The following is a 25,606-nucleotide window of genomic DNA, read 5'->3' as shown; positions in this document are numbered from 1 at the left end:
TTTCTCCGGTTCTTTTATGGACGGTAAATTCCACGGTGCTACTTGGCCGTGGGCATCACAAATTCGGCGCCGGCATCGATGGAGTCGGACCAGCGCTGCATGATGGATTTCTGGCGAGTGTAGAACCTTACCCCCTCTTCACCATAGGCGTGGGTGTCGCCAAACATGGAGCGCTTCCAGCCACCAAAGCCGTGCCATGCCATCGGGACCGGAATGGGCACGTTGATGCCGACCATGCCGATCTGAATGCGGCGGCCGAATTCCCGGGCCACGCTGCCGCTCTCGGTGAAGCAGCTGACGCCGTTGCCGAACTCGTGATCGTTTATCAGCCGGATCGCGGTAGCCACGTCCGGAACCCGGACACAGGCCAGCACGGGTCCGAAGATTTCCTCTTTGTAGATGGTCATGCCGGGGCTGACATGGTCGAACAGGCTTCCGCCCATCCAGAATCCCTCGTCGCAGCCTTCCCCGGTGTTGGCGCTGTTAAAGTCACGGCCATCGACAACCAGTTCGGCGCCTTCCGCCACGCCCTTCTCAATGTAGCCGGTAATGCGTTGGTGGGCGGCGGCGCTGACGATCGGCCCCATCTCGGCGTCCAGTTCCATACCGTTCTTGACCTTCAGGTCGCGGGCCCGCTCGGCCAGTCGCGGCATGATCTTGTCGGCGACGTCGCCAACCAGTACTGCCACGCTGATCGCCATGCAACGCTCGCCGGCGCTGCCGTAGGCAGCCCCGATCAGGGCATCCACAGCTTTGTCCAGGTCGGCGTCGGGCATGACCACCATGTGGTTCTTGGCGCCGCCGAGTGCCTGGATGCGCTTGCCGTGGCGGGCGCCGTTCTCGTAGATCAGGTTGGCAATAGGGGTGGAACCGACAAAGCTCAGCGCCATGACGTCCGGATGCTCGATGAGGGCCTCCACGGCGGTCTTGTCGCCCTGCACCACGTTGAATACGCCATCGGGCAGGCCAGCCTGCTTGAGCAGATCCGCAACCATCAGCGAGGCACTGGGGTCGATCGGGCTGGGCTTGAGGATGAAGGTATTGCCGGCCGCAATGGCCACCGGAAACATCCACATAGGGACCATGGCGGGGAAGTTGAACGGGGTAATGCCGGCGACAACCCCCAGGGGCTGGCGGGTGGTCCAGTTATCGATGCCGGTGCTGACCTGCTCTGTGTAGTCGCCTTTCAGGAGCTGAGGGATGCCGCAGGCAAACTCGACAATGTCGATGCCCCGGGCCACCTCGCCCTGGGCGTCGGTGAAGACCTTGCCATGCTCGCGGGTAATGGCCTCGGCCAATTCATCCTTGTGCCGATTCAGGAGCTCCAGGAACTTGAACATGACGCGGGCCCGGCGAATGGGCGGCGTGTCGGCCCAGCTCGGGAAAGCGGCGTTGGCAGCGGCGACCGCCTGCTCGACATCATCCCGATTGGCGAGAGCAACCCGGCCCGTCACCTTGCCGGTGGCCGGGTTGAAAACGTCCTGGCTGTGTCCGGACGTACCGTCTGACATTTGCCCATCGATATAATGCTGGATCGTCGGAGTGCTCATTGTGGCCTCGTTTCTGCGCTGGTCTGTTTATTCGTGTGTTTCTTCAGTAACCGTTATTTCTGGCGTTGTGCCTGGTTGATGAAGAATTAAACAAATAAATTAGTGCCAGTCAGGCGTCGAAGCAATTGAGTAATTCAAAACCATGGTATAAGTGATGCTTATATTGGTCTCACCGAGGTATGTCCGATGCAGCATCTTCAAGGATTACGTGCGTTCGTTGCGGTGGCCCGGGAGGGCAGTGTCTCCCGGGCGGCGGAACGGCTTCATCTGACTCAGCCGGCGGTAAGCCTGAAGCTCAAGCAGTTGCAGGACGATCTGGGATTGAAGTTATTCAGGCGAAAACCCCAGGGGCTGGTGCTCACCGGGGACGGTCATAGCCTGCTGCCGATGGCGGAGAAGGCACTGGCCGGGCTGGCCGCCTTTGAACAGAGTGCCCGGGCTCTTCACAGCACTGTGCGGGGCCGACTCCGGATCGGCACCATTGTCGACCCGGAATTCATCCGCCTGGGGGCCTTCCTGAATCGACTGGTGGCCAGGGCCCCCCAGTTGGAAACCGAGCTGCACCAGGGGATGAGTGGCAGCGTGCTGGAGCAGGTCCGGTCCGGCAAACTCGATGTGGGCTACTTTCTGGCCCCCCCGGGGTCGGGTCCTGCATTACCTGAGCTGGCCCACCGGGAGCTGGCCCTGTTCGACTACCATGTGGTGGCACCGCCGGGCTGGGCGGCCCGGGTTGCCGATACGCGCTGGGCCAGCCTGGCACAATTGCCCTGGATCGTGACGCCGCCGGATTCGGTGCATAACCGGCTGCTGGCCGAGGCGACCGAACCCTTGGGTCTGGTGCCTCATGGCGTTGCCCAGGTCGATCAGGAAGCGTGCATGCTGGATCTGGTGCGGGCGGGCGTCGGGCTGAGCCTGGCCCGGGACGCACTGGCCATGGCCGAGCGTCAGGAACGGGGGTTGGTGGTCGTCGACGGGGTTCGACTACCCTGCGCCCTGAGTTTCATCTGGCGCCAGGACCGGGAAGCCGAGCCGGTGATTGCCGAAGCATTGGAGGCACTGGCCGGGGTCTGGTTGTTTGATGCCCCGGCCCCGGCAGGTTCACCCCAGCGTCGCGTCCAGGAACATCATGACCACAAACCCGGCCAGTAGCGAAAAGGTGGCGAGGGTTTTGTAGGAATTGCGATGGGTTTCGGGAATGATCTCGTTGCTGATGATAAACAGCATAGCGCCCGCGGCGAAGCCGAGGGTCCAGGGCATGATTGGTTCGGCCAGCCACACGAGTGTCGCGCCAAAGAGTCCGCCTACCGGCTCGGCCAGCCCGGTGAGTAGGGCAATCCCGAAAGCCTTTACCCGGGAGTAATTGATCGCCAGCAATGAAAAGGCAACGGCCAGCCCTTCCGGTATGTTCTGGATGCCAATGCCGGTTGCCAGCACGTAGCCGTTGCGCACGTCGCCGCCGGCGAAACCGACACCGACAGCCATGCCTTCGGGGAAGTTGTGCAGGGTAATGGCAATGATGAAGAGCCAGATCCGCCGGATATGCGCGGGGTTCGAGCCTTCCAGCCCGAGGTTGAAGTGTTCGTGAGGCAGTTTCTGATGGATATAGAACAGCGCCCCGGCTCCGGAAAGGACGCCAAAGATAACGAACAGGGCTGCGGCCCAGGTCGTTCCGATCAGGCTTTCACCGTACTCCAGCCCCGGTAGCAGCAAGGAGAAGAACGATGCAGCCAGCATCACGCCCGCGGCGCCGGCGAGCATGCTGTCCTGCAGTCGATCGGTCACGGTCCTGAGAAAGAACACGGCCAGCGCCCCAAGGCCGCTGGCCAGGCCGGCGAGGAGGCTCGCCAGCGTGCCAAGCCAGACTATGCTGATATCCGTGTCCATTCATGCTCCCGAGTCTGGAGATCGATTCACGCGGCCTGGTTGCGGCGCCATTCGATCTCGTTCCGGATCGTGGCCTTGGGCTGCAGCATGGCAAAATCAAGCTCGTCGATCTCCTTGCCATCCTTCAGCCGCTGGACGAAGTCGGGGTTGGCCAGGGCCTTCTTGCCAACGGCCAGCAGCGCCTCCGGATACTCTGCCGCCAGGTCAGGGTGGTTGGTTTCGTCAATGCCGCCATTGATGATCAAGTCCACGCCGCCCGCGTTGCGAACAACCTCGGCCAGGCTTTTCTCGCCGTCGGTGAAGGGTGCCCGACGGACGTCCCCGTCTGTAGTGTGGATGAAATCCGCGCCGGCGTCCCGCACGGCCTCAACGATCCTGCGGAAACCGTTCTCACCCTCGGGGAGTTGGTAGTCCGGATCTGTCACGGTGCCCTGGGACAGGCGAATACCGAGCGCGAAATTGTTACCCACAGCCTCCCGCACGGCTTCAATTGTTTCGACCACCACACGCAGGCGGTTATCGAGTGAACCTCCGTAGTTGTCTTCACGACGGTTGAAGTGCGTGCTCAGGAACTGGTTCAGCAGGTAGCCATTGGCGCCGTGTAGTTCAATGCCGTCGAAACCGGCTGCCTTGGCGTTAATTGCCGATTGTACAAAGCCACGGATCGCGGTCTTGATGTCGGCCTCGGTCATGACAGCGGGGGTTTGCCACTCGGTCTGATCGCCGTAAAAGCCCAGTGGCGCACCCTTGGGTTTGACGGCGCTGGGAGCTAGGGGCTGATCGGTATGGTGGCTGGCCTGGAACTGGGCGCCAGCATGCATGAGCTGAACAATAATCTTGCTGCCCGCAGCATGGACGCGATTGACAATGGTTTTCCAGCCCTCAACCTGGGTGTCGCTAATGATTCCGGGCTGGTTCGCGTAACCCTGGCTGGCGCCATCGTCGGTGTAGGTGCCTTCGGTGATCAGTAGGCCAAAGCCACCCTTGGCATAGGCCTCGTAATGATCCGCCATCAGTTCGTTGGGGGTGCCGTCGGGCTCCGCGCTGGTCCGGGTCATGGGCGCAAGCGCAAATCGATTGGCCAGTGTCAGGTTGCTGAAGCGGCTGTTCTGCATGACGTCGCTCATGTCGTTCCTCCCATTCTTGATTGAATGTTCAAGTACGCATGGTCGCTGGCGCCGGTTCAGGTTTAAAGCGGATTCTTCCGATGAATCCGGTCAGATAATTTGAACCGCGGTATCACGCGCGATCCGTTAGCGATCTGAGTGGCCCAGTGAGCGGTCCGGATCGATCTCATCGCGGACCAGCTGCTTGAGCTTGGTGATTTCCGGAAATCCCTGCTGTTCCTTGCGGGACCAGATGCGACGGCCATTGACCCAAACCTCGAAAATGCCACCGGTGCCCGGGTGCAGGGTCAGCTCCTGCAACTCGCCTTCAAAGGTGGTGAGCAGTTCCTGAGCCATCCAGGCCGAGCGCAGCAGCCAGCGGCAGCCTGTGCAATAGTGAATATCGACTCGGTTGGGCATAGGGTTAGGTCTCCGTTCGTGTTCGGGATTGGTTCAGCTGTTCGCGAATTCGCAGGAATAATTGCTCCTGAAACTGCTCGGCCAATGGGTACAGGTGGCCGGCACCCGGCAGCAGGGTCAGCTCTGCGTGGGGCAGATTGTCAGCGAGGTGGTGTGCGTAGTCCACCGGTATAAAGGGGTCCTGTTCGCCCTGGTAAATCAGGATGGGTGTGTTGACCTCGGCCAGGTGAAAACCCCAGTCCTCAAGCTCGGTCATCAGATCGGTAGCAATCGCCTTGCCTCCACTCGCCAGGCACATCAGCTGGTCGCGGCGGAAGGACTCACCCTTGAGAAAGAAGCGAAGCAGCTGCCGGTCTTCTTCGCTGACCAGTTGTTCCGCCTCGCGCAGGTACAGGCCCGGGTGTCGTCGTGACAGCCATGCCACCAGTCTTACCACCAGCCGGGTCAGGCCGGGGCTGTTGCGGGCCAGCCTCGGACCGGGCCAGCGGGTCGCCTCGATCAGGTTCTGCGCGCCCGGGTACTCGGCAAAATGGGTGTAGCCGGACAGGCACACGCCAAGGTCGACCCGGATTCCGAGTCTGAAGCAGCAGGCCAGGGTGCGTGAGCCACCACTGGACCAGCCGAGATGGCTGAAGCGGTCGATGGCCAGGGCGTCAGCCAGTTGGCCAATGTCGGCCGGGTAATCGAGGAGGGTCCGCCCGGGCTGATAGTCGGAGCCGCCAATGCCTGGCCGGTCTGGCGTGAGTATCCTGAAACCGTGACGCCTGGCCCGTTCATGCAGAAACCGGCCTTCCAGCCGACAGCCCGGCATGCCGTGGCCAAAAACCAGCGGGTAGCCCGCCGGATCGCCCAGATCGGTGTAGGTCAGACGACGGCCATCGGACAGTCGCAGGCTTTGATCGCCCGTGATCGTTTTCGGACGCTGTAACGTGTGGGCTTCCACCAAACGCTGGTTTCCTGTCCCGGGAGGTTTCAATCGGTCTTGTAGGTCGGGTAGGTCGATCGTGACAGTGTAGGTTCGCATCCGATCACGCCCCGGGCCTGCTTATGGGCATGAAGATACCAGCGCTGACCGGCTTTGGTAAAAGTCCGTTCAGTTACCTCGAAATCGACGGTTTCCATGGTTTTCGGAATTGGAGAGCCGTCGGCATGGCGGTAAACGCAGCTGGTCCCGAGGGTGAGGGGGGTGGCGATGGGCAGTTCAATAAAACCGTCGTCCCGGACCTGCGGCGGCTTGCCTTCCACGGTGGTGACTTTCAGGCACGGCCCGTAGTGGTTCTTGTCGAGGTCTTCCAGGTATTCGCTCAGGCAATGCTGGGCACTGAGAAACACGGCATTGCGGGCGGCACCCTCCTGCTTGTCGGGAAGTGACTGGCACCCGGTGAGCACAAGGATTGATGTCAGAACGGCGACGAGGCATTTCATGGCTGCTCCTGGCTGTTGATGCTTGGGGTTTTCCTCTGCAAAACGGCGACCGGCGTGAGCCGCCGGGAATCACCCGACGGCGTTTCGCGAAGCCTTGAGATAAGTCGACTATCACGATTATAGATGTCATTGCGGAGCTGCAGCTCACCGTCGTTATCCACCCACGCGGTCCAGTACTGAATGTAGACGGGGACGGGGGTCGGTAACTCGATGGTCCGGGTCTCGGTCGAGCGGGCTGCGTCCCGGAGACGCTCCGGGGACCACTTCGGGTTGCCGGCCAACAGGTGTTCGGCCAGCGAGAATGGCTGTTCCACACGAATGCAGCCGGAACTGAATGACCGGTCTACCCGGCCGAACAGACCCTGTGACGGGGTGTCGTGCAGGTAGACGTTATACGGGTTTGGAAACATGAACTTGATCTCGCCCAGCGCATTGTTCGGGCCGGGCACCTGCACCAGCTGGTAGGGAAAGTTATCGCGGGATAATGACGCCCAGTCAACCGTGGTCGGGTCGACCCGGCGACGATCCGTGCCCCAGCCAAGGTAGACCTGCATATTCAAACGGTCCAGGTACGCGGGGTTGCGGATGATCTGCGGCAGGTAATCCTCGATCATCAGTTTCCGGGGTACCGTCCATGTGGGGTTCAGTACCAGGTACCGGATGCGATCACTGAAGACGGGGGTTTGCCGGTATGGCTGGCCGACAATGACTCTCTTTCGGAGCAGTTCCCGGCCGTTATCGATCATTTTTAGCTCGTAGCCGGCAATATTGACCAGAACAAAACGGTCTCCAAGGGATTCCGGGAGCCAGCGCCATCGCTCCAGCGCCGCATCAATTTGGCGGATCCGTTCAACGGGCAACAGGTTCAGTGCGGCGAGTGTGTCGCGACCAATGATGCCGTCCGGCTCCAGACCGTGGCGGGCCTGAAACGACGGAATCACGACCTCCATTTCACCGCTGTAGTGCCGCAGGTCCGACGCCAGTTGGTAGTCTGGCAGATCGCCCAGGGCCGTTAACCGCCGGCGTATTTCCGGCAGTCGGTCGTCCCGGTCACCGGGCCTGATTGCGGGCCCGCCGGCGATCGGCAGCCAGGGTTGACCAAGGAGTCTGGCCAGGGCTTGACGGGCGCCTGCGAGCCTGTGGTATCCGACGTGGTCTGGCCGCAGTGAATCCAGTGCCCCGGCAATGTCGCCGCTGGTGAGCGCGGCCGTGAGGACTTTGCCCATCTCCCGCTGCCGGCGATTGGCCGTCCACTCGGTGTGGATGGTCCGGGGATTGACCTTGCCTTCAAGCAGGTGCGAGCCGAGGAGCATGAACGCATCCGAGAACAGCATGTCCACGTCGGCCAGCAGCTCACTGGATAGTTCATCCAGGGCTTTGTCAGAGAGTCCGGAAAGGATATCCGCATGGTAGTCGGCGGGATCCAGGCCATCTCTGCTGACGGCCTCAATGGCGTCAATCAGTTGCTGGCGATGGCTCGCGGATTGCCAGGCCCTGGTATATTCCCGGGCCCCATAAAAATTCGACAATGCCTGCCGTGCCAGCAGAGGATGGCCGAATACCTCGACCGGGACGCAGGCATCGAGCGTTTCGACCCGCTCGACAATGGCTTCGTCGGCAGCGGCGGATGCTGGGAAGCCGGGCGTCAGGGCCATGGTAAAAACCAAAAGCAGACTGCGGCAGACATTCCTGGGTGCAAGCATTCGGTCTCTCCGGTTCTTCCCTGAACACCCTCAGGTTACCTCTGAACGGGTTCACGTTTGGACGCTACCAGAGCCCCATTTGTTCCCCCGCGGGTTTTCGGAACAGGTCGTTCCTGAGCGGTTCGGCCTCGTGCAGATTCAAACCCAACTGCCTCGCTTTCCGGGCAAAACGCTGGCGAATCAAATCCGCGTATGGCCCTGTGCCGGTCATTCGACGCCCGAATGTCGAATCGTAGCTCTTGCCACCACGCAAATCCCGGATCCGGTTCATGACGTGTTCCGCCCGCTGCGGAAAATGCCGTTGCAACCAGTCCCGGAAGAGCTCGTCCAGTTCCAGCGGCAGGCGCAACATGATCCAGCTGGCGCGGCTCGCACCCGCTGATGCGGCAGCAGTCAGGATAGACTCGATTTCCTGATCGTTCACAAAGGGTATCACCGGTCCAAGAATAATGCCGGTGGGGATGCCGGCTCCGGAGAGCCGCTCAATCATTTTCAACCGGGTGGCCGGGGCCGCTGTCCGCGGTTCCATCCGTCGTTTCAGGTCGTTGCTGAGGGTGGTCAGGCTGACGCGAACGGAACACAGGCCCTGGTCCGAGAGTTCTGACAGCAGGTCCAGGTCCCTGAGGATCAGGGCGCCCTTGGTGATGATCGAGACCGGGTGGCGGTATTCCAGAAGCACTTCGAGCAGCTCGCGGGTAATTCGGCGCGTGCGCTCGAGCGGCTGGTAGGCATCCGTGTTTACGCCGAGTGCGATCGGGGACACCCGGTAGCCGGGTTTGTCCAGTTCCTCCCGGAGTTTTCTGGCGGCGTTGGGTTTGGCGATTAGCCGGGTCTCGAAATCCAGGCCCGGCGACATATCCCAGTAAGCGTGAGTCGGGCGTGCGAAGCAGTAGATGCAGGCATGCTCACAGCCCCGGTATGGATTGATGGACTGGTCAAAGGGCACGTCCGGCGAGGTGTTGCGGCTGATGATGGACCGCGCGGTCTCGTTGATAACCTCGGTGGCCAGGGTGTCCGGGTTCAGGTCGTCCTCTGGCGCGTGGTGCCAGCCGTCATCCAGGTCACGGTCGGTGACAATTGTCTGGAAGCGGTTGTGAGGATTGAGGCCGGTTGCACGGGTTTTCATAGGGGATACCAGTACTGTTTAAATGTACAGTAGTGGTCATGCTACCCCTGACTCCCCGGGCGTGCAAGCGGTTGCTGCAAGGTTTCGTGTTTCTCCCGCCACCAGCGGTTCGAATCGAAGTTGGGTATACTCTGGCCCGCCCACTCATCCGGCCACAAGGGAATTATGTCTGATCTCAGTCTCGTTCAGTACCTGCTGATAGCGCTGATCTTCATCTGGAGCGGGTTTGTCCGTTCCGGTCTTGGTTTCGGTGGTGCCGTCCTGTCGCTGCCGTTCTTGTTGCTGGTGTTGGACGAGCCGCTGGTGTTTTTGCCAATAATCGCCGTGCATCTTCTGGTGTTCTCTTCGTTGACGATCTGGATGAACAACCGCAAGCGGTCGCCATCACTATCCACCGGGCGGGAGTCGGTGGTGGCTGAAAGTACGGTGGACTGGCAGTATCTGTGGCGCATTCTGGCCATCATGATCGTACCCAAGCTGATCGGAGTGTTTGGCCTGATCACCATGCCCGGCGATGTTCTCAGCGCCATTATCTTCGTGATCGTGGCGCTGTATTCGGTGTCTTACATCATCAACAAGCCTTTCCGCAGTGGCAGCAAGACGGTGGACGCCCTGTTCCTGATGGTGGGGGGGTACATCAGCGGAACGTCTCTGATCGGGGCGCCCCTGATCATTGCCGTTGCAGCACAGCACCTGCCGAAAGAAAAGCTCCGGGATACGCTGTTCGCGCTCTGGTTTATTCTGGTGCTCATCAAAATGGGGGCGTTTGTTTGGGCGGGCGTGGACCTCCAGCTGGTCCACCACCTGTGGTTGCTGCCCTGCGCTGCCGTGGGCCACGTCATCGGACTCCGGGCCCACGACCGTATTCTTCGGGCTGAAACGCCGGTCTTTTTCCGGGTTCTGGGCACCGTGCTGCTGATTGTCAGCAGCATCGGTATGGTCAGCGTGCTCGGCTGATGGGCCGGGCTTTTTAACTGGCCCGGCCGAACACCCGCTCGAAGAAACCGGCTGGTTTCACGTCCGCCACCGGCAGATTGTCCAGCTCGTCCATCGCGTTGCGCCAGAACCGATCAGGGTCATCCAGATCCGCCACCAGGGCCCGTTCGTCAGGGCTGTAGTGGTTGTGCTCGCCGGACAGGCCCTTGGCCATCAGTTCCCGGGTCCACAGGTAGATCGAGCCCCGAACGGTCCGAAGCAACCGGCAATATTGATCGCGGCTGATGTTGATCGCCAGTTCGGCGCTGAGGTTAATCTGGTTCTGGAGAACCAGCATGTCCTCCCGGTTGAGGAGTACCCGGTTACCATCGCCTTTTTTGCTGTTCACGCAGATTTTTTCCAGGGCCTTGGTGCCCTCGATCAGGTCAAGGTGGCCATATTCCTGTTTCTGCTGATCGTTGACCGGGGCGGGAATCCAGCCATATTGGGGTGACCGGGCGACAATGTGGCCGGGCAGGTCGCGCCGGTATGGCGGTGCCTGTTCCCTGTCCTGATAGCCATCGAATTCAGCCCGCAGCCAAGTCGCCATTTTTTTGTGGCGCAGCATCATCGCAAGTGTTATAGCGGAAGGCATGATGTTTTCGAGCAGCTCGGACGGATCCTGGGTCCGCTCTTCGAGGTGATTCACGGATGCAGACATATACTCCTCCATGACAGCGGAACCGCTGATCGGGTCCAGACTGCCCTGATTGTTGTTGTTTTGAGGCGCCCAACGGTTGTCGTTGCGGTCAGCCATGACTAAAAAATAGACAGGGTCAGCCCTGGGCGCCGTTGTAAATAAGTTACCGATTTGTAACGGCCGGTAAGTGAGCCGGCGGAGGAGGGGCACCATGAACGAGCAGCAGGATTTTGCGTCACGCCGGGCCTGGATGGTGGAGGATCAGATCGCTGGGCGGGGAATCTCTTCGCCGTTGGTCATCGAGGCGATGAGGCGGGTGCCAAGGGAAAAGTTCGTGATCCGCAGCATGATCGACTGCGCCTACGACGACGGACCCTTGCCCATCGGGTCAGGGCAAACCATTTCCCAGCCCTACATCGTTGCACTGATGGTCGATGCGCTGGACCTGACGGGCGGGGAAGTGGTGCTGGATATTGGCACCGGTTCGGGCTATGCGGCGGCCGTGCTTGCATCGATTGCTGCCCGGGTCTACAGCATTGAGCGCGTTCCGGAACTGGCGGAGACGGCGGCGAAAACCCTGTCCGCTGAGGGTTACGATAATGTGGTGGTGCGGTGTGGCGACGGCACCCTGGGCTGGCCCGAACAGGCGCCTTTTGCTGGCATCTGTGTGGCGGCGGGCGCGCCTGCCGTGCCGGAAGCCCTGAAGCAGCAGCTCAGTGTCGGTGGCCATCTGGTGATACCGGTGGGATCGGTGCACACGGTGCAGTCATTGCAGCGGATTACCCGGGTGTCGGACACCGAATTCCGCAGTGACAACCTGGGTGATGTCAGGTTCGTACCTTTGCTCGGCGAACAGGGGTGGTCCTGACCTCCCCTGCTGCCTTGCTCCGGGCTCAGCCGGCCGCGTTGGTGCTCTCGAAGATCTTGTCGGCGGAGGCAGCGACGAAGCCGCTGTACAGCGTGCCATCCGGTTTGGGGTAGCGCAGCGCAAATTCGTAGAAGCAGCTGGGTACGGTTTCCTCGCGATCCGAGAAGCGAACCGGCATCCGGTCTGCCATGGTGGAGGACTGCTCCAGCAGGTCGTCCGGTGAGCCCTTGACCTCGCCACCGGAGGCATTGACCGTATAGCCGTGGTCTTTCAGCAACTGGTTGATCTCGGGCACGGTGTGGAACTGTGTGAGATGGTTGATGCTGACGGTAAAGTGGTTGGCGCGATAGCCCCAGGCCGCCATCCAGGCGGCGTATTCGCTCTCTTCCAGCAGGGTCCGGTAGGTCTGGTAATCCACCTCCCAGTGTCGGCCCGAATACAGGAAGTTATCCGCAGTCACACTATCAGGGGAGACCTGTGCGACCAGGTCCTTGACGATTGACTGCAGTTCCGGTGAACACTGCTCGACCAGCAGCTCGGAAATGAACACCTTCGGCGCATCCGGGTCCGGATGCTCATAGTGTCGGGCGTAGAGCTTCTTGGCTTCAAAATGGTACTCGCCGCCCTGGCGGTAGCCGAGGGTCAGAAAGTGTTGTGCAAGGGCATTGAGCCCGACCGGTGGCAGGTTGAAGGTGCGCAGAGCGATATGATCGTTAACGATGGCCTGACCTTCTTCGGCCCCCAGGATTCGGTGGATTTCCTCCGCCGAGGGTGTGACCTCCCGATAGCTCTGCCAGAGTTGTTGAAACAGGGAAGCGCGGTCAGTGTGCATAATTCATCTCCGGACGAGGTGGGTTGAGGTCTGCCGTTGCATTACGCAGCGGGCTGGCCAGGGGCAGGGCGAGGCAGGCGCCGCCCCGCTCAAGGCCCAGTTCGTTAGCCAAATTCGGATTCAGGCAAAGGGTGTTGGCGCCGGGCCGGCTTTCCGCGTCGGTCACCACCGTGGCCCGGAATCCCGCTGTTCCAGTATTGGTGATGAGCAGCGGCGTGGCAATCTGTTCACGGGTTCGTTTCTGAAACTGGGTTGCCGGACTTTCGTCCACTTCGATCCGCCAGGTCCGGGACTCCCGAACGCTGCGGATTTCGGAAAGCGGACACTCCACCGTTGGGCCGGCGTCGAACAGATCAACCAATCCCTTGTGGTGAAAGCCTTCGGCCTCAAGCATGTGCAGCGCCGGTCGGGTGTGCTGGTGGACCTGACTGATGACGGCTCTGGCCTCCGGGCTCATCAGGCAGGTGTAAAGGGGATGCGCGGGCAGGAGCTCTTCGATGAAGTCGGTGTAGCCGGAGCCGACCAGGCTGGTGGCAGAGGCGAACTCCATGTCCACAAAGTGTGCTTTCAGCCAATCCCAGAACGGCGACTGGCCAGAGGCGTCTGACACCCCACGCATTTCGGCAATTACGGTGTCGGAGAAACGTTCGGGGTGCAAGGCCATGAACAGGAAACGGACACGGGACAAGAGCTTGCCCGCGTTGGCGCGGCGAAACTCCGGTCGCAGGTAGAGCGAGCAGATCTCGGAACAGCCGGAATAGTGGTTGCAGCGGGTCAGGGTCTCCACACTCCGGCGCAGACCGAGATCGCGGGAATGGTGGGTGACGGTATTGCGATGGAAATGATAGAGCGGCCGGGTATGCCCGGCGGAGGCCTCGATGCCGGTCGTGCCCATGATCTCCCCGGTTTCCTCGTCCTCCAGCACGAACAGGTAGTGCTCGTCACCGGGCGCGGTCACTGCGCGCTGGAAACTGACAATGGAGTGCTCAATCTTGTGCGCAAGTGCATCGCGATCCGGCATCAGGGAGGTGAACCCCGGTCCGGACTCAATGGCAATCTGGTACAGCGTATCCAGATCGGTGTGCGCAATCGGGCGAATGATCATAACCAACATCCTGAAATGGTTTTGGCACAGTATGACCAGTAGATCTGTCGATTTGCAGATGCAAAATGACCGATGTGAGTTAAGCTAGTGGCAAAGTGATCAATTGAGTTGACGGAATGATAGGAAAACAGGACCAGAAGCTGCTGATGCTGCTGCGTCAGAACGCCCGCGCCAGCATCACCGACCTCGCCAGCACCCTGCATGTCTCGAGATCCACGGTGCAGAACCGCATTGCCCGGCTGGAGGCCAGTGGCGTTATTCGCGGCTATTCGGTGCTGTTGGGAGGGGAGTTTTCGGCCAACCAGGTGGAGGCGCACGTGTCGATCAAGGTGTTGCAGAAACTGACCGCCCGAACCAACGCTGCATTGGAGGGGATCACCCAGGTAGCGCAACTGTTTTCCGTCAGCGGCGAGTACGATCTGATTGCCATCGTCCAGGCCCAGTCCCTGGAAGAACTGAGTGCGGTTCTGGATGACATCGGCAATCTGGAAGGGGTGGAGCGCACCAATTCGGCGGTGGTGCTGGAGACCCGTTTCCGGCGCTAAGGTTACGCCGGTTTGATAAAGAATCCCTGTTTGGGGAAATGCACATGCAACCGCCCCGCCTCCGGTACCTCGCGGGCAAGGATGGCCTCGTGCGCGCCGGCATGGACCAGCGTCCCGGTGACCGGGTCGCGGCCATAATCTGTTGGCGCCACGCTGACCGTGCTGCCCAGCAAGTCGTTATCGGCTCCCGTTGGCAGCTCCCTTGGCTCGGATGTGCGCGCCCGCTCTATAGCCTCATCCGATGAAAGGTCCCTGGAGGTGCCGTGGCCGAAGGCCTTCATGCGGGACATCCACGAGGCAACCTTCGGGTAATCCCGGAGCCACGGTTTGCCGGCCAGCTCACACACAAACCACAGCCCGTGGTAGGCCGAGAAGTCGGCGATGCAAGGCTGGGTGCCGAAGAGGAAATCCTGATCCAGCCGGCGTTCCAGGTCTGCGATGTGGGCGATAACCTTGTCCTTGGCCTCGGCGCCCCGGACGGCTTTGATCCGGGATTGTTTGCCCATGCTGATGCGGTCCTTCAGAAACCGAAAGGCGTGGATCAGAGAAGTTTCACGAATCAGCTTGCGCAGCAGCCGTCCGTCACTGGCGGCGATCACGCACGCCATGAAGATGTCCAGATCCACCGTCTCGACGAAGGCCTGAACGTCGTCGGGTTGCTGGTCCAGAATCAGCTCGGGCGTGTCAGCCAGCCGGGCAATTTCGGCGGCGATGGTACGGGTGTCACAGAAGATATCAGCGCCCAGTTGCGCAACCGGGATTTTGCGATAGCCACCGGCAAGGACGTTGAGCTCCGGGCGAGGCGGCATCTCACTGACTTTGACAGAGAACCAGGATAGGTTCGCGTAGCCCAACATGGCCCGTATTTTTTCGGAAAAGGGCGACATGGGGTAGTGGAACAGCACAAGATCTGACATGTAAGAGGCATCCATTCTCGGAAAAGCGCAGTTTACAGCAGGATGCGACCTGTGCCAGATCGGTGATCAGTCTGTTGGGGCCAGTTCCGTCGGATCAGGTGCCGAGAAGGCCCGCGTAGGCACAGTAAAGAAAGGCACCGGAGCCCATCAGGATGACGCCCCAGGCGGGGAAAATCAGGAACGAGCGAGACGATGTCTTCATGGTCACCTCCTACAGTGGTGAGAACCGATACGCTTCAGCAGTCACTCTAGACCAAGGCCGGAGCTTGTCACGGATAATTTTGTGAACTAATGCTCATTGTTGGTGACTTTCGCTACCCGGTCCGAACGTTGTAGCTATTGAGCGATTGTGAAATGCGGCTACTATGAATGGCAGCGAAAACAACAAAACCATTGAGCGATAACAACAACAAGGAGCCAGGAATGGCAGTCGATCCTCGAAAGCAGACATCCCTGCATTGCCTTTACTACTGGGCCGAAAACACCCCTGACAAGGTCTATCTGACGCAGCCGTTCAGCGACGGTCGGGTCGAGGAGATTACCTGGAAGGACGCCGCCGATCAGGTATCCCGGGTAGCGGCGCACCTGAACAGCCTGAACCTTCCGGAGCGCAGCAACATTGCCATACTGGGCAAGAACAGCGCGCACTGGATTCTTGCGGATCTTGCGATCTGGGCCGCCGGGCATGTGTCGGTGCCGCTGTACCCGACCCTGAATGGCGAGACAGCCGCTTACGTGCTCGATCACAGCGAAGCCAAACTGATGTTCCTTGGAAAGCTGGACGGAACCGCCGATGGCTGGAATGACATCAAGGACCATGTCCCTGTCGACCTGCCGATCATCTCCCTGCCGATGTCGCCCCGGGACGATACGCCCAAGTGGGTTGACCTTGTTGCGCAGAATGAACCGGCTGAGCCCAAATTGCCGGACCCCGATGCACTGGCAACCCTGGTCTACACCTCCGGCAGCACCGGCCGGCCCAAAGGCGTCATGCACAGCTTCCGGACCATGATTTCGGTGGCTGACGGCCTGCAGCAGCTATTCCCCGTGTCCGCCGACGAACGCATGCTGTCCTATCTGCCGCTGGCACACGTGGCGGAGCGTGCGGCGGTGGAGACCCAGTCACTCTATTACGGTTTCCATTTGTATTTTGCCAACTCCCTGGAGACCTTTCAGGAAGATCTCCAGCGGGCGCGCCCGACGCTGTTTTTCTCGGTACCCCGCCTGTGGATGAAATTCTACCTGGGGGTGAATGCCAAACTGCCGCCCCGGAAACAGAAGCTCCTGTTCAGTATCCCGGTCGTACGCTCACTGGTGAAAAAGAAGGTGTTGAAGCAGCTCGGTCTGGACCATTGTCGTGCTGCCCTGACCGGTGCCGCGCCTTTGTCCGCCGAGATCATAGGCTGGTACCGAAACCTGGGGCTGGAATTGCTCGAGGTGTACGGCATGTCCGAAAACTTCGGATATTCCCACGCCAACCGACCGGGGCAGGCCAAGGTAGGAACCGTGGGGAATGCCAATCCCGGGGTCGAGCATCGTATCGCCGAGGGCGGAGAGGTTCAGGTAAAGAGCCCCGGGCAGATGCTGGGCTATTTCAAGAACGAGGAAAAAACCCGGGAAGACGTCACCGATGATGGCTTCCTGAAGACCGGCGACATGGGCGAGATCGACAGCGATGGCTGTCTCCGGATTACCGGGCGGGTGAAAGACCTGTTCAAGACCTCTAAAGGCAAATACGTGGTCCCGGTCCCGATTGAAAGCCGGTTCAATCACCCGAAGGCGGAGGTGGTTTGCGTGGCCGGAGCCAATCAGCCACAGCCCTGCCTGATGGTGTTGCTCTCCGAAGAAGCCCGGGACGAATTACTGTCGGGCGGGGATCGCCTGGAACTGGAGGGAGAGCTCGCCCGGGAACTGGATGCGGTGAACGCGGATTGCGAAGCCCACGAGAAGCTGGCGTTTGTGGTGGTGGTCAAGGAGCCCTGGACCATGGAAAACGGCATGTTGACGCCGACCATGAAGATCAAGCGCAATGTGATCGAAGACTTCTACACCCGGAAAATGGACGAGTGGTTCGGTCAGAAGAAGAAAGTGGTCTGGGAATTCTGAGCTCCCCAACGTAAAACGCCGGTGACTCCTCTCGGTGTCACCGGCGTTATCAAATCCTTATGTGCGGTTATCAACCTTGCGCTAGTGCCTGCGCGTGCTCAGATCGGGTTCAGTGACCGCCCTGCATCTGAGTCATATCCGGTGTGACTGCTCCTGCTTTCCTGTTCCAGGAACGAATCTTACGGCTGATAAACTGAACCGCCTGCTTGGAAGCAGCACGGGTATACTGGCGCCTGACCTCAGCACTGTTGTGGAGGATCGTGGACGGCAGCGGATGAACGGTTGCGATATGGTTCTGAGTCATAGCGCCTTCCTCCTTAATCTGGTGGATTAATTAGCGATCTATCTTTAATTTACGAAAGATTGTAAGGGTTCTTTTTTGCAGTAGTAATACGGTAAAATCCTTACTCACGTTGCAAATATGCAGTTATTATGGATTGGGATTATCTTCGATATGTACGTGCCCTGGCAATAGGCGGAACGCTTGCCAAGGCCGGTGAAATACTGGGTGTGCACCAAACCACTGTTTTGCGTCGACTTGATCAGATGGAAGAGTCGATGGGGGTGCAATTCTTTGAACGAAACCGGGACGGATTACAGCTTACGCCGGTCGGTGAAACCGCATTTCGGGAAGCCGAAAGGCTGGCTGTGGCCATGGAAAATCTGGAGCGTAAACTCGTCGGACAGGATGCTTCCCCGGTCGGCAAAGTGCGTCTGGCCGCGGAAGACGCTACGTTGAACGCGCTGCTCAGTCCGATTCTGGCCGAGCTGGTTCGGGAGTTTCCGGACATTGAGCTGGAGGTGTTGACTGATAACGACGTGGCCAACCTCAGTCACCGGGAAGCCGACCTAACCCTGCGTTGCGAAAACAAACCCCAGGCAACCCTGGACGGAGAGCGGATCGCCGCCGTTGATTCCGCGGTCTATGGTTCGGCGCGTTATTGCCGCCGGCACCGGGACATGGATATCGAGAACCATCCGGAGGAGTGTGTCTGGATTGTTCCCGACGAAACCTTCAGTCATCTGGCGACCGGGCGCTGGTATCGCAAACACCTCAAGAACGCCCAGTCCCAGATTCGCTGCAACAGCCTGCAGTCCATGCACGCGCTGGCCTGTGCCGGCGCCGGGCTGGCCGTGTTGCCCTGCTACCTGGGCGAGAGTGCCCGTGAGCTTCGACGCCTGTCGGATCCGCTGGACGGAGAGAGTGTCGATCTGTGGCTGCATGTGAGCCAGGATACCCAGCAGATGGCCAGGGTCCGGATTGTGATGGAGTATCTCGTTGACCGGCTCCAGGCGCTGGAAACTTCGATTGAGATCAGCAACGCCCTGTAGCGTCTGTCATTTGCAGAAGGGCCAGAACTGATACCAGCGCCAGCACTGGAATTCCTGCTCGCAGGTCTGGAGCTGGTTGTCATAGCGAAAGGCGCGGCTCTGCACGCGGGCGGCCAGCGACTGGATCGCCGGTTTTTGTTCGAAGGTTTTGCGGCTGTAACCGCCTCGCCCCTCGTGGTACGCCAGGTAGAGCTGGCGCGGACTGTACAATGGAATATCCAGCTGCTGGTGGGTCAACCGGTTATACCAGCCGACGAAATCCAGCGCGTGCTCCATGTCGGTCCGGACCGTAAACCAGCCGTCGCCATTGGCCTCCAGGTACTCCTGCCAGGCAGGGTCCAGGGCCTGGGCATAGCCATAGGCGGAGGTGGGGCGCGTCCATGGGATCAGTCCCCACAGCAGGGTTCTGGGTGGTCGGGCATGGCTGCGAAACGACGACTCGTAGTAGACGAACGCCATCTGGGTGGCCACGGGCGTGCCCCAGCGGGATTGTGACTCGCTGGCATAGTCGTACCACACCGGATGCTCCCGGAAGATCTCGCAGAGGTTTTCCGGGTTGGCCGGTGGATCCGGCGCCAGCAAGCTGAAGCGAAGCGTTGCCCAGGTTCCTATCAGAAGGCCAAGGACAGGGAGCCCATACCATTTGGCGCGGGAGCGCCAGTCATTACGACGAGTTTGTCGGCGCCGTTTGCGCCGGCGCCACGGTTTTCCGAGTTTCCCTACCAAACTGTCATCTCCGGAGCCCAGGGATTGCTTGATGAATGAGCGGAACACGTGTCATAAACGGGGCATCCACACATTGGGATGATAGAGAAATGAAGCTTGGCACCCTAGTTAAACCTCTTTTAGTTGCCAGCCTGCTCGTCGCTGGCTCTGCATCCGCTGCACCCAGTGCCCAGCAGGTCCTGGCGGCATCACCGGTTGATGACATTGTCGCCCAGTACCCGGCCATGATGAGCCAGGGCATCCGGGATGGCCTCAAGCGCGGTGGTCAGATGCCGCCAATGGTCGCAGAGACCGTCGGACATGTCGTGAGCAGCAGCTTTCGCGCGGCGGATATCGAACAGCAGATCGTGAAGGATCTGGAAGCTGGCCTTACCGACAAGCAACTGGAGGCGGTCCGGGACTGGTATGAGACGCCGGTGGCCCGGAAGATTTCGGCGGCCGAAATTGCCGCCTCGGACCCGGCGACCTGGAAGAACATTCAGGCCCAGGCGCCCGCGCTGAACCAGAAATACCAGGGTACTGACCGGGCCCGGATGTTTGACCGTTTTGACCGGGCGTCCCGCGCCACCGAAAGTGCCGTGGATACCTCTATCGCGGTTCAACTGGGTCTGGCAACAGCCATGGCGGCCTTCAGCAGCGATTCGATGCAGTATGATCAGCTGAAACAGCGGATCGAGAGCCAGCGCAGTACCATTCGGGGCGTGGTGGGCCAGCAGGTCTACGACAGCTATCTGTATACCTACGAAAAGATCGGCACCCAGGAAATGGGGTTGTACCTGGATTTTCTCGAGAGCGGCCCGGGCGCAGCTTTCTCCAGGGTGGTGACTGACAGCATCCAACAGGCTATCACTGAACCGATCGAGTCGGTCGGGAGCCAGATGGCTCGGTTTCTCGCTCCGGAACCAGCAAGCGGTCAGTGAACCGGCCAAGCTCCGAGTACACCTGATCGCGCCTGCGGGCGTAACGGTGTGAGAAATGAAAGGCGACCAGCTGCCGGACGCCTGCGGCATTGGCGATGCGGGCCGTGGCTTCCGTGGTCAGATGCCCGGTGCGTCTGGCCTGGGCAGCATCCTTCAGCATGAACGACGACTCACAGAACAGCGTATGGGCACCGCGGGCCAGGTCGGTCATCCGCCGGATATTTTCCGGAGTGTCGGCGAAGTCGGTGGCGTACACCACCGGCTCACCCGGTGTCTGAATCAGAAGCCTGGCCGCCAGATCCTCGGCCCGGTAGCTGTGCCCATTGCCCGGTGAAATCAATTCATCCGGGCGATCGCGCAAAACGGCCATCTTGAGATCGTGCAGCCAGGGTCCCGGCAGGGTGTTGAGGGCTTCCACGGCGTTCTTCCGGACATTGAGTTTGCCAAAAGGCTCCCAGGAATAGGCCATCACCGGCGTACCGTGATCCAGCATGGCAGCCCGGACCCGGAATTCCGGCTCACGGTAGATCACGTTGTCCGGTGTAGCCAGATCCTCCAGCGGTTCCGGCGGGCCTTCGCCGGCATTCAGCTTCCAGCGCTTCAGATGGTCACCGTGCCATTCGTGAACCACAAACTTCGGGCCGCGGTCTTCTACCCGGTCCCAGAGAACGCCCTGTAGCATCCCGGTAATGTGACCGAGCAGCCCCGGCGGACCGAACAGGCGACAGGGCGGGAAATAGCCGATGCGGCTGCGCATGAACCACATAAAACCACCGATGTGGTCGGCATGACCGTGACTGATAAAAACATCGCTGACCTGGTGGGCGGAGCGCAGCGCCATGCGCCCACTATCCCCGATATCGAACAGAAGGCTGCGGCACTGATGGAGCAAGCGAAGCTGTAGAAGTGGGTCACCGCCTACGCCATTGACCAGGGCGGCCACCGCGGGACCGACCCTAACCGCCACCTGGGGATCGTGGGCAATACTGGTAAGCGCGCCGAGTTCCACACTCACTTCAAACGCGCCAGTTCCATCGTGGTTTCGGGGCATGTCGGGTGCCTCCCATTCCGGCTGCCGGTCATTCTCCGCGGCCGAAAGTTGTACAACGGCGAATTTGGGTCCAATCTCAGTAGTATATGCAACTAAGGAGTTGCTCCCATGGATTTCAATGCCTATCAGAAAGCGTTGTCGCTTCAATCGCGAGGCTCCGAGTGTCCGTTCCCACCCGAGGAATACGACCAGAGACTGTCTCGCGTCCGCAATCGGATGGAAGCCGATGACATAGACGCGCTGCTCTTGACCGACTGCTCCGATATTTTTTACCTGACCGGCTACAGCACCTTCGAGGTGTCGGTGCATGTTGCCCTGGTGGTCACCGCCTCGTCCCTGCTGCTTCAGGTGCCGTCCATCGAGATGGGGCCTGCGATGGTGACAACCCGTGTCCGGGAGGTATCCGGGTATCGCTGGGAAGGAATCGGTGAGGTTCTGGGCCCGTTGATTGATGCCTTGAATGACTCGGCCGATACGGTCGGGATTGACGCCTGGCACGGTTCCCTCCGCCAGGGGGTGCTCGAAGGCCTGAAAGCCCGGTTGCCCGGTGTTCGCTTCGTCGACGCCGGCGGACTGGTCAAGAAAGTGCGACTTGTTAAGTCCGAGGCGGAGATCGGTTTCCTGCGCCGCAGTGCGGGGATTACGGCGGAGGGGCTGAGAGCGGCCGTGGCTGCGGTACACCCGGGGATGACCGACAATGACGTTGCCGCCGTTGGCGCCAGGGCGCTGTTAGAGGCGGGCAGTGAGTTCATGAGCATGCAGCCTATCGTTACCGCCGGGGTACGCAGCAGCGTGATTCATGCCAACCACAAGCGTTGCCGTATAGAACCGGGTGAACCGGTCTTCCTGGAGTTTGGCTCCGCCTGGCATCGCTATACCGCGCCGATGATGCAGACCGTGGTGGCGGGCAGCCCTTCGGTCGACATGCGGCGGGTGTTCGACGGTTGCCGTCGCATTGTGGATGCACTTTTGGCTGCGGTGAGACCCGGCGTTACCTTTGATTCGGCAGCCCAGGCGGCGGAGAAGGCGCTGGCACCACTGGCGGGGATGGTGTTCTTTTCGGGCGTATTCGGGTACACCGTTGGCGCCCAGTTCCCACCATCCTGGGTGGAGGGTTCCGGTTTCATTGCCCGGGGCGGGAATACCGAGTTCAGGCCGGGCATGGTATTCCATCTGCCGATTTGCCTGCGTGTGCCGGGGCAGTGGGGGATTGGCTGCAGTGAGACGATTCTGGTGACCGATCAGGGCGCGGAGCCTATCACCGCCAATCCCTGGTCCCTCAATCCAGTCTGAGGTCCAGCAGGTAGATGGTTCTTGGCTCTGGCAGGCGCATGGCAAACACCGTCAGCCGATGAATGCGGCTCATATCCAGGGTGCGGTTCCGGGGCGCGTTCTTGACCGCCTCCAGTGCCAGAGTATAAGTGTTGACGCCCGGTGCCAGGGTAAATGAGGTGTTGTAGCGATCACTGTGGGCATTGTCGCCGTGCTCATGCTCCAGATCGTTGATCCGGAGTGTCAGTGGCAGGGGGCTCTGGTCTGGGTTGTACAGGGTGATGGTGAGCCGCTTGTACTGTCGCCAGTCGGCCGGCAGGTTTATCAGGGATGCGCCCGAGTATCTACCTGTGTCCAGTTCAATCCGAAGGCTTCGGCCATGATCCCGAGCCGGGTCCGGCGAAGGCTTGAGGTCGCCGAGCCAGAACGGTGTGGGATCCTCGTGGTCAAAGTTGTAGAGCTTCGGCAATTGATGGCTGAGCTCGAATTGCCGGGCCGCGACGATACCGGTGGAGCCCAGTTCAACGATTACGAACAGGGTGCATGCAATGGCCAGGCCGATGATCGGAACGCTGCGCCTGGCGTCGGGAGCGACCAGCGGGTACCAGGCCAGAATCAGCCAGACGCCAATCAGGTTGCGCAGAATATCGTGCCAGTCTGCCTCCCGCCCCAGCTTGGACTGAGCGGCTTCGATCAGGGCACCTGTCAACAGCATGGTCGCGGTCGCAACCAGCCAGAGTCTCCAACCTTGCAGCCATCGCCAGGGACGGACAACCAGTGTCAACGAACCGAAAAGGGCAATGTGTCCCAGGTTCCAGACAGACTGGTTCAGAGGGCCGGGTAGCCAGTCGGGATCACCGATGAACAGCAGTGGCGCCAAAGCAAGAACGCCCAAAAAGGCCAGCACGCGCAGTCGCTGTCCGTCAGGGGCGTTCTCAGGGGTCGGGCCGAAACCCATCAGCTACGGCTGGTAACTTCCAGCAGGTGGTAGCCGAACTGGGTCTTGATCGGGCCGATAACGGTGTTCAGTTCGCCGTTGAATACGGCCTTGTCGAACTCCGGAACCATCTGGCCCGGGCCAAACGCGCCCAGGTCGCCGCCGTTGCGGCCGGACGGGCAGGACGAGTGCTGCTTCGCGACTTCTGCGAAATCCTGGCCACCTTCGATGGCTTTCTTCAATTCTTCACACTTGGCTTCGCTGTCTACCAGAATGTGGCGGGCTGTTGCCTGTGCCATGGTTGGACTCCTTTTGGGTTGAATGAATACATCAGAACGGGAATGCTGCCCGTACCCACTGCCTGAGGCAAGCGCTTTTTATCCGTGTTTTTGCGGTCTCACGGTCGGGGCTGCAAACCTGTACAATGCCGGCTTTCTCTCGCCGGCGCCAGTGCCCCCAGGCACGGCTGGCCCCCACGTTGATAGGTTTTTTTCTTGATCTCCACCGCCAATATCACCATGCAGTTCGGGGCGAAGCCCCTGTTCGAAAACGTTTCTGCCAAGTTCGGCAATGGCAACCGGTACGGCCTGATCGGCGCCAACGGTTGCGGTAAATCCACACTGATGAAGATTCTCGGTGGTGATCTTGAACCCTCCGCCGGTCAGGTCATGCTCGAGCCGAATACCCGGCTGGGTAAGCTGCGCCAGGACCAGTTCGCTTATGAAGAGTGCACGGTCATGGATACCGTGATCATGGGCCACGAAGAGCTCTGGCAGGTGAAGAAAGAACGCGACCGGATCTATTCCCAGGCTGAAATGAGCGAGGAAGATGGCATGGCCGTCGCGGATCTGGAAGTCCAGTTCGCCGAGATGGACGGCTATACGGCGGAGGCCCGTGCCGGAGAGCTCTTGCTGGGGCTGGAGATTCCGCTGGAAGAACACAATGGCCCCATGAGTGCACTGGCGCCGGGTTGGAAACTTCGGGTGTTGCTGGCTCAGGCCCTGTTCTCCGATCCCGATGTATTGTTGCTGGACGAGCCCACCAACCATCTGGACATCAACACCATCCGCTGGTTGGAAAACATCCTGGTGGCCCGCAACAGCACGATGATCATCATTTCCCACGACCGCCACTTCCTGAACAGTGTCTGCACTCACATGGCGGACCTGGATTACGGCGAGCTGCGGTTGTTCCCGGGCAATTACGATGAATACATGACCGCCGCCACCCAGGCTCGCGAGCGCATGATGGCGGACAACGCCAAGAAAAAGGCCCAGATTGCCGAGTTGCAGCAGTTCGTCAGCCGCTTCTCGGCCAACGCGTCCAAAGCCAAGCAGGCCACCTCCCGGGCCCGCCAGATCGACAAGATCCAGTTGGAAGAGGTGAAACCGTCCAGCCGGGTCAGTCCGTTCATCCGATTCGAACAGGGCAAGAAGCTGCACCGCCAGGCGGTGACGCTTAAGGACCTGACCAAGGGCTTCGATGGCGAGACCCTGTTCAACAAGCTGAACCTGCAGGTAGAGGCGGGTGAGCGCGTGGCCATCATCGGCCCGAATGGCATCGGCAAGACCACACTGCTGCAATGCATGTCGGGTGCCTATGAGCCCGACGGTGGCGAGGTGAAATGGACGGACAGTGCCGAGGTGGGCTATTTCGCCCAGGACCATACCGCGGATTTCGCCGCTGACGATACCCTGACTGACTGGATGGCCCAGTGGACCAGCGGTGGCGAACAGCTGGTACGAGGAACGCTCGGCCGTATGCTGTTTTCCGGTGACGACATCGGGAAATCGGTAAAGGTGATCTCCGGGGGTGAGCAGGGCCGGATGCTGTTCGGCAAGCTGATCCTTCAGAAGCCCAACGTGATGCTGATGGATGAGCCGACCAACCACCTGGATATGGAATCGATCGAAGCCTTGAACCTGGCGCTGGAGAACTATCCCGGAACGCTGATCTTCGTCAGCCATGACCGGGAGTTTGTTTCCTCGCTGGCGACGCGCATTATTGAGCTGAGTGCGGATGGGGTGACTGACTTCAGTGGCTCTTATGATGATTATCTTAAGAGCCAGGGATACTTTTAAAGATCCGGCATTGGGGCTGGTCAGCCGGGGCAAGCTGTCCAAAACCCGCTCCTTCGGCACGTCCATGTGACGCTTGAGCTTCGCC

26 protein-coding genes are annotated in these 25,606 nt (G+C 60.2%); 9 read left to right on the top strand and 17 right to left on the bottom strand.

Features of this window, described 5'->3' with window-relative positions; genetic code table 11:
• Positions 1 to 38 precede the first annotated feature (38 nt).
• The gene (locus KZO34_RS05145) at positions 39 to 1,550 is read right to left on the bottom strand and encodes a CoA-acylating methylmalonate-semialdehyde dehydrogenase (protein WP_219474023.1); all 1,512 of its coding nucleotides are present in this window, start codon (positions 1,548 to 1,550) and stop codon (positions 39 to 41) included.
• 186 nt (positions 1,551 to 1,736) lie between these two features.
• Between KZO34_RS05145 and KZO34_RS05140 the strand changes: the two genes are divergently transcribed.
• Positions 1,737 to 2,699 (top strand): LysR family transcriptional regulator, encoded by a 963-nt coding sequence (locus tag KZO34_RS05140; RefSeq protein WP_219474021.1) that lies wholly within the window; start codon positions 1,737 to 1,739, stop codon positions 2,697 to 2,699.
• Here the strand turns inward: KZO34_RS05140 and KZO34_RS05135 are convergent.
• From KZO34_RS05135 to KZO34_RS05105, 7 genes are all read right to left on the bottom strand, one after another.
• Positions 2,649 to 3,434, bottom strand: a complete 786-nt coding sequence (locus tag KZO34_RS05135) for a ZIP family metal transporter (RefSeq protein WP_219474019.1) — start codon at positions 3,432 to 3,434, stop codon at positions 2,649 to 2,651. The two genes, KZO34_RS05140 and KZO34_RS05135, sit on opposite strands and share 51 nt — an antisense overlap.
• Positions 3,435 to 3,460: 26 nt before the next feature.
• Positions 3,461 to 4,561 carry an oxidoreductase gene (locus KZO34_RS05130; RefSeq protein WP_219474018.1) on the bottom strand — a complete coding sequence of 367 codons (1,101 nt, stop codon included), beginning with the start codon at positions 4,559 to 4,561 and terminating at the stop codon, positions 3,461 to 3,463.
• A gap of 126 nt (positions 4,562 to 4,687) precedes the next feature.
• Positions 4,688 to 4,960 carry an Rdx family protein gene (locus KZO34_RS05125; RefSeq protein WP_219474017.1) on the bottom strand — a complete coding sequence of 91 codons (273 nt, stop codon included), beginning with the start codon at positions 4,958 to 4,960 and terminating at the stop codon, positions 4,688 to 4,690.
• Positions 4,961 to 4,964: 4 nt separating this feature from the next.
• On the bottom strand, positions 4,965 to 5,903 hold the full coding sequence (locus KZO34_RS05120) for an alpha/beta fold hydrolase (protein WP_308318772.1): 939 nt from the start codon (positions 5,901 to 5,903) through the stop codon (positions 4,965 to 4,967).
• A 29-nt stretch (positions 5,904 to 5,932) separates the two neighbouring features.
• Complete coding sequence (locus KZO34_RS05115) at positions 5,933 to 6,385, bottom strand: hypothetical protein (RefSeq protein ID WP_219474015.1); 453 nt, start codon at positions 6,383 to 6,385, stop codon at positions 5,933 to 5,935.
• Positions 6,382 to 8,088, bottom strand: a complete 1,707-nt coding sequence (locus tag KZO34_RS05110; protein ID WP_257900199.1) for a L,D-transpeptidase family protein — start codon at positions 8,086 to 8,088, stop codon at positions 6,382 to 6,384. Before KZO34_RS05110 ends, KZO34_RS05115 begins: the two co-directional genes overlap by 4 nt.
• A gap of 64 nt (positions 8,089 to 8,152) precedes the next feature.
• Positions 8,153 to 9,214, bottom strand: a complete 1,062-nt coding sequence (locus KZO34_RS05105; RefSeq protein WP_219474014.1) for a PA0069 family radical SAM protein — start codon at positions 9,212 to 9,214, stop codon at positions 8,153 to 8,155.
• Between the two features lie 165 nt (positions 9,215 to 9,379).
• Between KZO34_RS05105 and KZO34_RS05100 the strand changes: the two genes are divergently transcribed.
• Entirely contained in the window at positions 9,380 to 10,171 is a 792-nt protein-coding gene (locus KZO34_RS05100; RefSeq protein WP_219474013.1) for a TSUP family transporter, read from the top strand.
• 13 nt (positions 10,172 to 10,184) lie between these two features.
• Here the strand turns inward: KZO34_RS05100 and KZO34_RS05095 are convergent, their stop codons facing one another.
• The gene (locus KZO34_RS05095) at positions 10,185 to 10,850 is read right to left on the bottom strand and encodes an AbiTii domain-containing protein (protein WP_219474012.1); all 666 of its coding nucleotides are present in this window, start codon (positions 10,848 to 10,850) and stop codon (positions 10,185 to 10,187) included.
• 190 nt (positions 10,851 to 11,040) lie between these two features.
• Here KZO34_RS05095 and KZO34_RS05090 point away from each other — a divergent pair, with 190 nt between their 5' ends.
• Positions 11,041 to 11,697, top strand: coding sequence for a protein-L-isoaspartate(D-aspartate) O-methyltransferase (locus KZO34_RS05090; RefSeq protein WP_219474011.1), 657 nt, complete (start codon positions 11,041 to 11,043; stop codon positions 11,695 to 11,697).
• Between the two features lie 25 nt (positions 11,698 to 11,722).
• Here KZO34_RS05090 and KZO34_RS05085 read toward each other — a convergent pair whose 3' ends face one another.
• On the bottom strand, positions 11,723 to 12,529 hold the full coding sequence (locus KZO34_RS05085) for a DUF1338 domain-containing protein (RefSeq protein ID WP_219474009.1): 807 nt from the start codon (positions 12,527 to 12,529) through the stop codon (positions 11,723 to 11,725).
• Entirely contained in the window at positions 12,519 to 13,634 is a 1,116-nt protein-coding gene (locus KZO34_RS05080; RefSeq protein ID WP_219474007.1) for an arginine N-succinyltransferase, read from the bottom strand. Before KZO34_RS05080 ends, KZO34_RS05085 begins: the two co-directional genes overlap by 11 nt.
• A gap of 116 nt (positions 13,635 to 13,750) precedes the next feature.
• On the opposite strand from KZO34_RS05080, the gene KZO34_RS05075 reads away from it, so the two are divergent.
• On the top strand, positions 13,751 to 14,179 hold the full coding sequence (locus KZO34_RS05075; protein ID WP_219474005.1) for an Lrp/AsnC family transcriptional regulator: 429 nt from the start codon (positions 13,751 to 13,753) through the stop codon (positions 14,177 to 14,179).
• Positions 14,180 to 14,181: 2 nt separating this feature from the next.
• On the opposite strand, the gene KZO34_RS05070 is transcribed toward KZO34_RS05075, so the two are convergent.
• A complete protein-coding gene (locus KZO34_RS05070; RefSeq protein ID WP_219474003.1) occupies positions 14,182 to 15,096 on the bottom strand; it encodes a glutathione S-transferase family protein in 915 nt (304 codons plus the stop codon).
• A gap of 423 nt (positions 15,097 to 15,519) precedes the next feature.
• Between KZO34_RS05070 and KZO34_RS05065 the strand changes: the two genes are divergently transcribed.
• On the top strand, positions 15,520 to 17,202 hold the full coding sequence (locus KZO34_RS05065; RefSeq protein WP_219474002.1) for an AMP-binding protein: 1,683 nt from the start codon (positions 15,520 to 15,522) through the stop codon (positions 17,200 to 17,202).
• A gap of 109 nt (positions 17,203 to 17,311) precedes the next feature.
• On the opposite strand, the gene KZO34_RS05060 is transcribed toward KZO34_RS05065, so the two are convergent.
• Entirely contained in the window at positions 17,312 to 17,506 is a 195-nt protein-coding gene (locus KZO34_RS05060; protein ID WP_219474000.1) for a hypothetical protein, read from the bottom strand.
• A gap of 128 nt (positions 17,507 to 17,634) precedes the next feature.
• Here KZO34_RS05060 and KZO34_RS05055 point away from each other — a divergent pair, with 128 nt between their 5' ends.
• Positions 17,635 to 18,534 carry a LysR family transcriptional regulator gene (locus KZO34_RS05055; RefSeq protein WP_219473998.1) on the top strand — a complete coding sequence of 300 codons (900 nt, stop codon included), beginning with the start codon at positions 17,635 to 17,637 and terminating at the stop codon, positions 18,532 to 18,534.
• 6 nt (positions 18,535 to 18,540) lie between these two features.
• Here the strand turns inward: KZO34_RS05055 and KZO34_RS05050 are convergent, their stop codons facing one another.
• Positions 18,541 to 19,260: a transglycosylase SLT domain-containing protein gene (locus KZO34_RS05050; protein WP_219473996.1), complete on the bottom strand. Its 720-nt coding sequence runs from the start codon at positions 19,258 to 19,260 to the stop codon at positions 18,541 to 18,543.
• Positions 19,261 to 19,349: 89 nt separating this feature from the next.
• Between KZO34_RS05050 and KZO34_RS05045 the strand changes: the two genes are divergently transcribed.
• A complete protein-coding gene (locus KZO34_RS05045; RefSeq protein ID WP_219473994.1) occupies positions 19,350 to 20,180 on the top strand; it encodes a DUF2059 domain-containing protein in 831 nt (276 codons plus the stop codon).
• Here the strand turns inward: KZO34_RS05045 and KZO34_RS05040 are convergent.
• Complete coding sequence (locus KZO34_RS05040) at positions 20,107 to 21,231, bottom strand: MBL fold metallo-hydrolase (protein ID WP_219473993.1); 1,125 nt, start codon at positions 21,229 to 21,231, stop codon at positions 20,107 to 20,109. The two genes, KZO34_RS05045 and KZO34_RS05040, sit on opposite strands and share 74 nt — an antisense overlap.
• Before the next feature lie 108 nt (positions 21,232 to 21,339).
• On the opposite strand from KZO34_RS05040, the gene KZO34_RS05035 reads away from it, so the two are divergent.
• Positions 21,340 to 22,524 (top strand): M24 family metallopeptidase, encoded by a 1,185-nt coding sequence (locus KZO34_RS05035; protein WP_219473992.1) that lies wholly within the window; start codon positions 21,340 to 21,342, stop codon positions 22,522 to 22,524.
• On the opposite strand, the gene KZO34_RS05030 is transcribed toward KZO34_RS05035, so the two are convergent.
• Both KZO34_RS05030 and KZO34_RS05025 read right to left on the bottom strand, forming a co-directional pair.
• Positions 22,511 to 23,461 carry a VanZ family protein gene (locus KZO34_RS05030; RefSeq protein ID WP_219473990.1) on the bottom strand — a complete coding sequence of 317 codons (951 nt, stop codon included), beginning with the start codon at positions 23,459 to 23,461 and terminating at the stop codon, positions 22,511 to 22,513. The genes KZO34_RS05035 and KZO34_RS05030 overlap by 14 nt on opposite strands.
• Positions 23,461 to 23,739 (bottom strand): peptidylprolyl isomerase, encoded by a 279-nt coding sequence (locus KZO34_RS05025; RefSeq protein ID WP_219473988.1) that lies wholly within the window; start codon positions 23,737 to 23,739, stop codon positions 23,461 to 23,463. The genes KZO34_RS05030 and KZO34_RS05025 overlap by 1 nt, the downstream gene beginning before the upstream one ends.
• A gap of 195 nt (positions 23,740 to 23,934) precedes the next feature.
• Here KZO34_RS05025 and KZO34_RS05020 point away from each other — a divergent pair, with 195 nt between their 5' ends.
• The gene (locus tag KZO34_RS05020; protein WP_219473986.1) at positions 23,935 to 25,521 is read left to right on the top strand and encodes an ABC-F family ATPase; all 1,587 of its coding nucleotides are present in this window, start codon (positions 23,935 to 23,937) and stop codon (positions 25,519 to 25,521) included.
• Positions 25,522 to 25,606: the final 85 nt, after the last annotated feature.

The organism is Marinobacter sp. F4206, from assembly GCF_019392195.1.
GTDB lineage: Bacteria > Pseudomonadota > Gammaproteobacteria > Pseudomonadales > Oleiphilaceae > Marinobacter.
The sequence above is the reverse complement of the archived record's forward strand: the minus strand, read 5'-3'. Positions and strand labels throughout refer to the sequence as shown.

Bases quoted from the DNA above. Each gene is read 5' to 3' on its own strand.
- KZO34_RS05035 (WP_219473992.1), top strand. From the start codon at position 21,340: ATGGATTTCAATGCCTATCAGAAAGCGTTGTCGCTTCAATCGCGAGGC.
- KZO34_RS05065 (WP_219474002.1), top strand. From the start codon at position 15,520: ATGGCAGTCGATCCTCGAAAGCAGACATCCCTGCATTGCCTTTACTAC.
- KZO34_RS05145 (WP_219474023.1), bottom strand. From the start codon at position 1,550: ATGAGCACTCCGACGATCCAGCATTATATCGATGGGCAAATGTCAGAC.
- KZO34_RS05085 (WP_219474009.1), bottom strand. From the start codon at position 12,529: ATGCACACTGACCGCGCTTCCCTGTTTCAACAACTCTGGCAGAGCTAT.
- KZO34_RS05135 (WP_219474019.1), bottom strand. From the start codon at position 3,434: ATGGACACGGATATCAGCATAGTCTGGCTTGGCACGCTGGCGAGCCTC.
- KZO34_RS05060 (WP_219474000.1), bottom strand. From the start codon at position 17,506: ATGACTCAGAACCATATCGCAACCGTTCATCCGCTGCCGTCCACGATC.
- KZO34_RS05115 (WP_219474015.1), bottom strand. From the start codon at position 6,385: ATGAAATGCCTCGTCGCCGTTCTGACATCAATCCTTGTGCTCACCGGG.
- KZO34_RS05080 (WP_219474007.1), bottom strand. From the start codon at position 13,634: ATGATCATTCGCCCGATTGCGCACACCGATCTGGATACGCTGTACCAG.
- KZO34_RS05090 (WP_219474011.1), top strand. From the start codon at position 11,041: ATGAACGAGCAGCAGGATTTTGCGTCACGCCGGGCCTGGATGGTGGAG.
- KZO34_RS05025 (WP_219473988.1), bottom strand. From the start codon at position 23,739: ATGGCACAGGCAACAGCCCGCCACATTCTGGTAGACAGCGAAGCCAAG.
- KZO34_RS05130 (WP_219474018.1), bottom strand. From the start codon at position 4,561: ATGAGCGACGTCATGCAGAACAGCCGCTTCAGCAACCTGACACTGGCC.
- KZO34_RS05125 (WP_219474017.1), bottom strand. From the start codon at position 4,960: ATGCCCAACCGAGTCGATATTCACTATTGCACAGGCTGCCGCTGGCTG.
- KZO34_RS05055 (WP_219473998.1), top strand. From the start codon at position 17,635: ATGGATTGGGATTATCTTCGATATGTACGTGCCCTGGCAATAGGCGGA.
- KZO34_RS05070 (WP_219474003.1), bottom strand. From the start codon at position 15,096: ATGTCAGATCTTGTGCTGTTCCACTACCCCATGTCGCCCTTTTCCGAA.
- KZO34_RS05075 (WP_219474005.1), top strand. From the start codon at position 13,751: ATGATAGGAAAACAGGACCAGAAGCTGCTGATGCTGCTGCGTCAGAAC.
- KZO34_RS05095 (WP_219474012.1), bottom strand. From the start codon at position 10,850: ATGTCTGCATCCGTGAATCACCTCGAAGAGCGGACCCAGGATCCGTCC.
- KZO34_RS05045 (WP_219473994.1), top strand. From the start codon at position 19,350: ATGAAGCTTGGCACCCTAGTTAAACCTCTTTTAGTTGCCAGCCTGCTC.
- KZO34_RS05040 (WP_219473993.1), bottom strand. From the start codon at position 21,231: ATGCCCCGAAACCACGATGGAACTGGCGCGTTTGAAGTGAGTGTGGAA.
- KZO34_RS05030 (WP_219473990.1), bottom strand. From the start codon at position 23,461: ATGGGTTTCGGCCCGACCCCTGAGAACGCCCCTGACGGACAGCGACTG.
- KZO34_RS05105 (WP_219474014.1), bottom strand. From the start codon at position 9,214: ATGAAAACCCGTGCAACCGGCCTCAATCCTCACAACCGCTTCCAGACA.
- KZO34_RS05110 (WP_257900199.1), bottom strand. From the start codon at position 8,088: ATGCTTGCACCCAGGAATGTCTGCCGCAGTCTGCTTTTGGTTTTTACC.
- KZO34_RS05140 (WP_219474021.1), top strand. From the start codon at position 1,737: ATGCAGCATCTTCAAGGATTACGTGCGTTCGTTGCGGTGGCCCGGGAG.
- KZO34_RS05100 (WP_219474013.1), top strand. From the start codon at position 9,380: ATGTCTGATCTCAGTCTCGTTCAGTACCTGCTGATAGCGCTGATCTTC.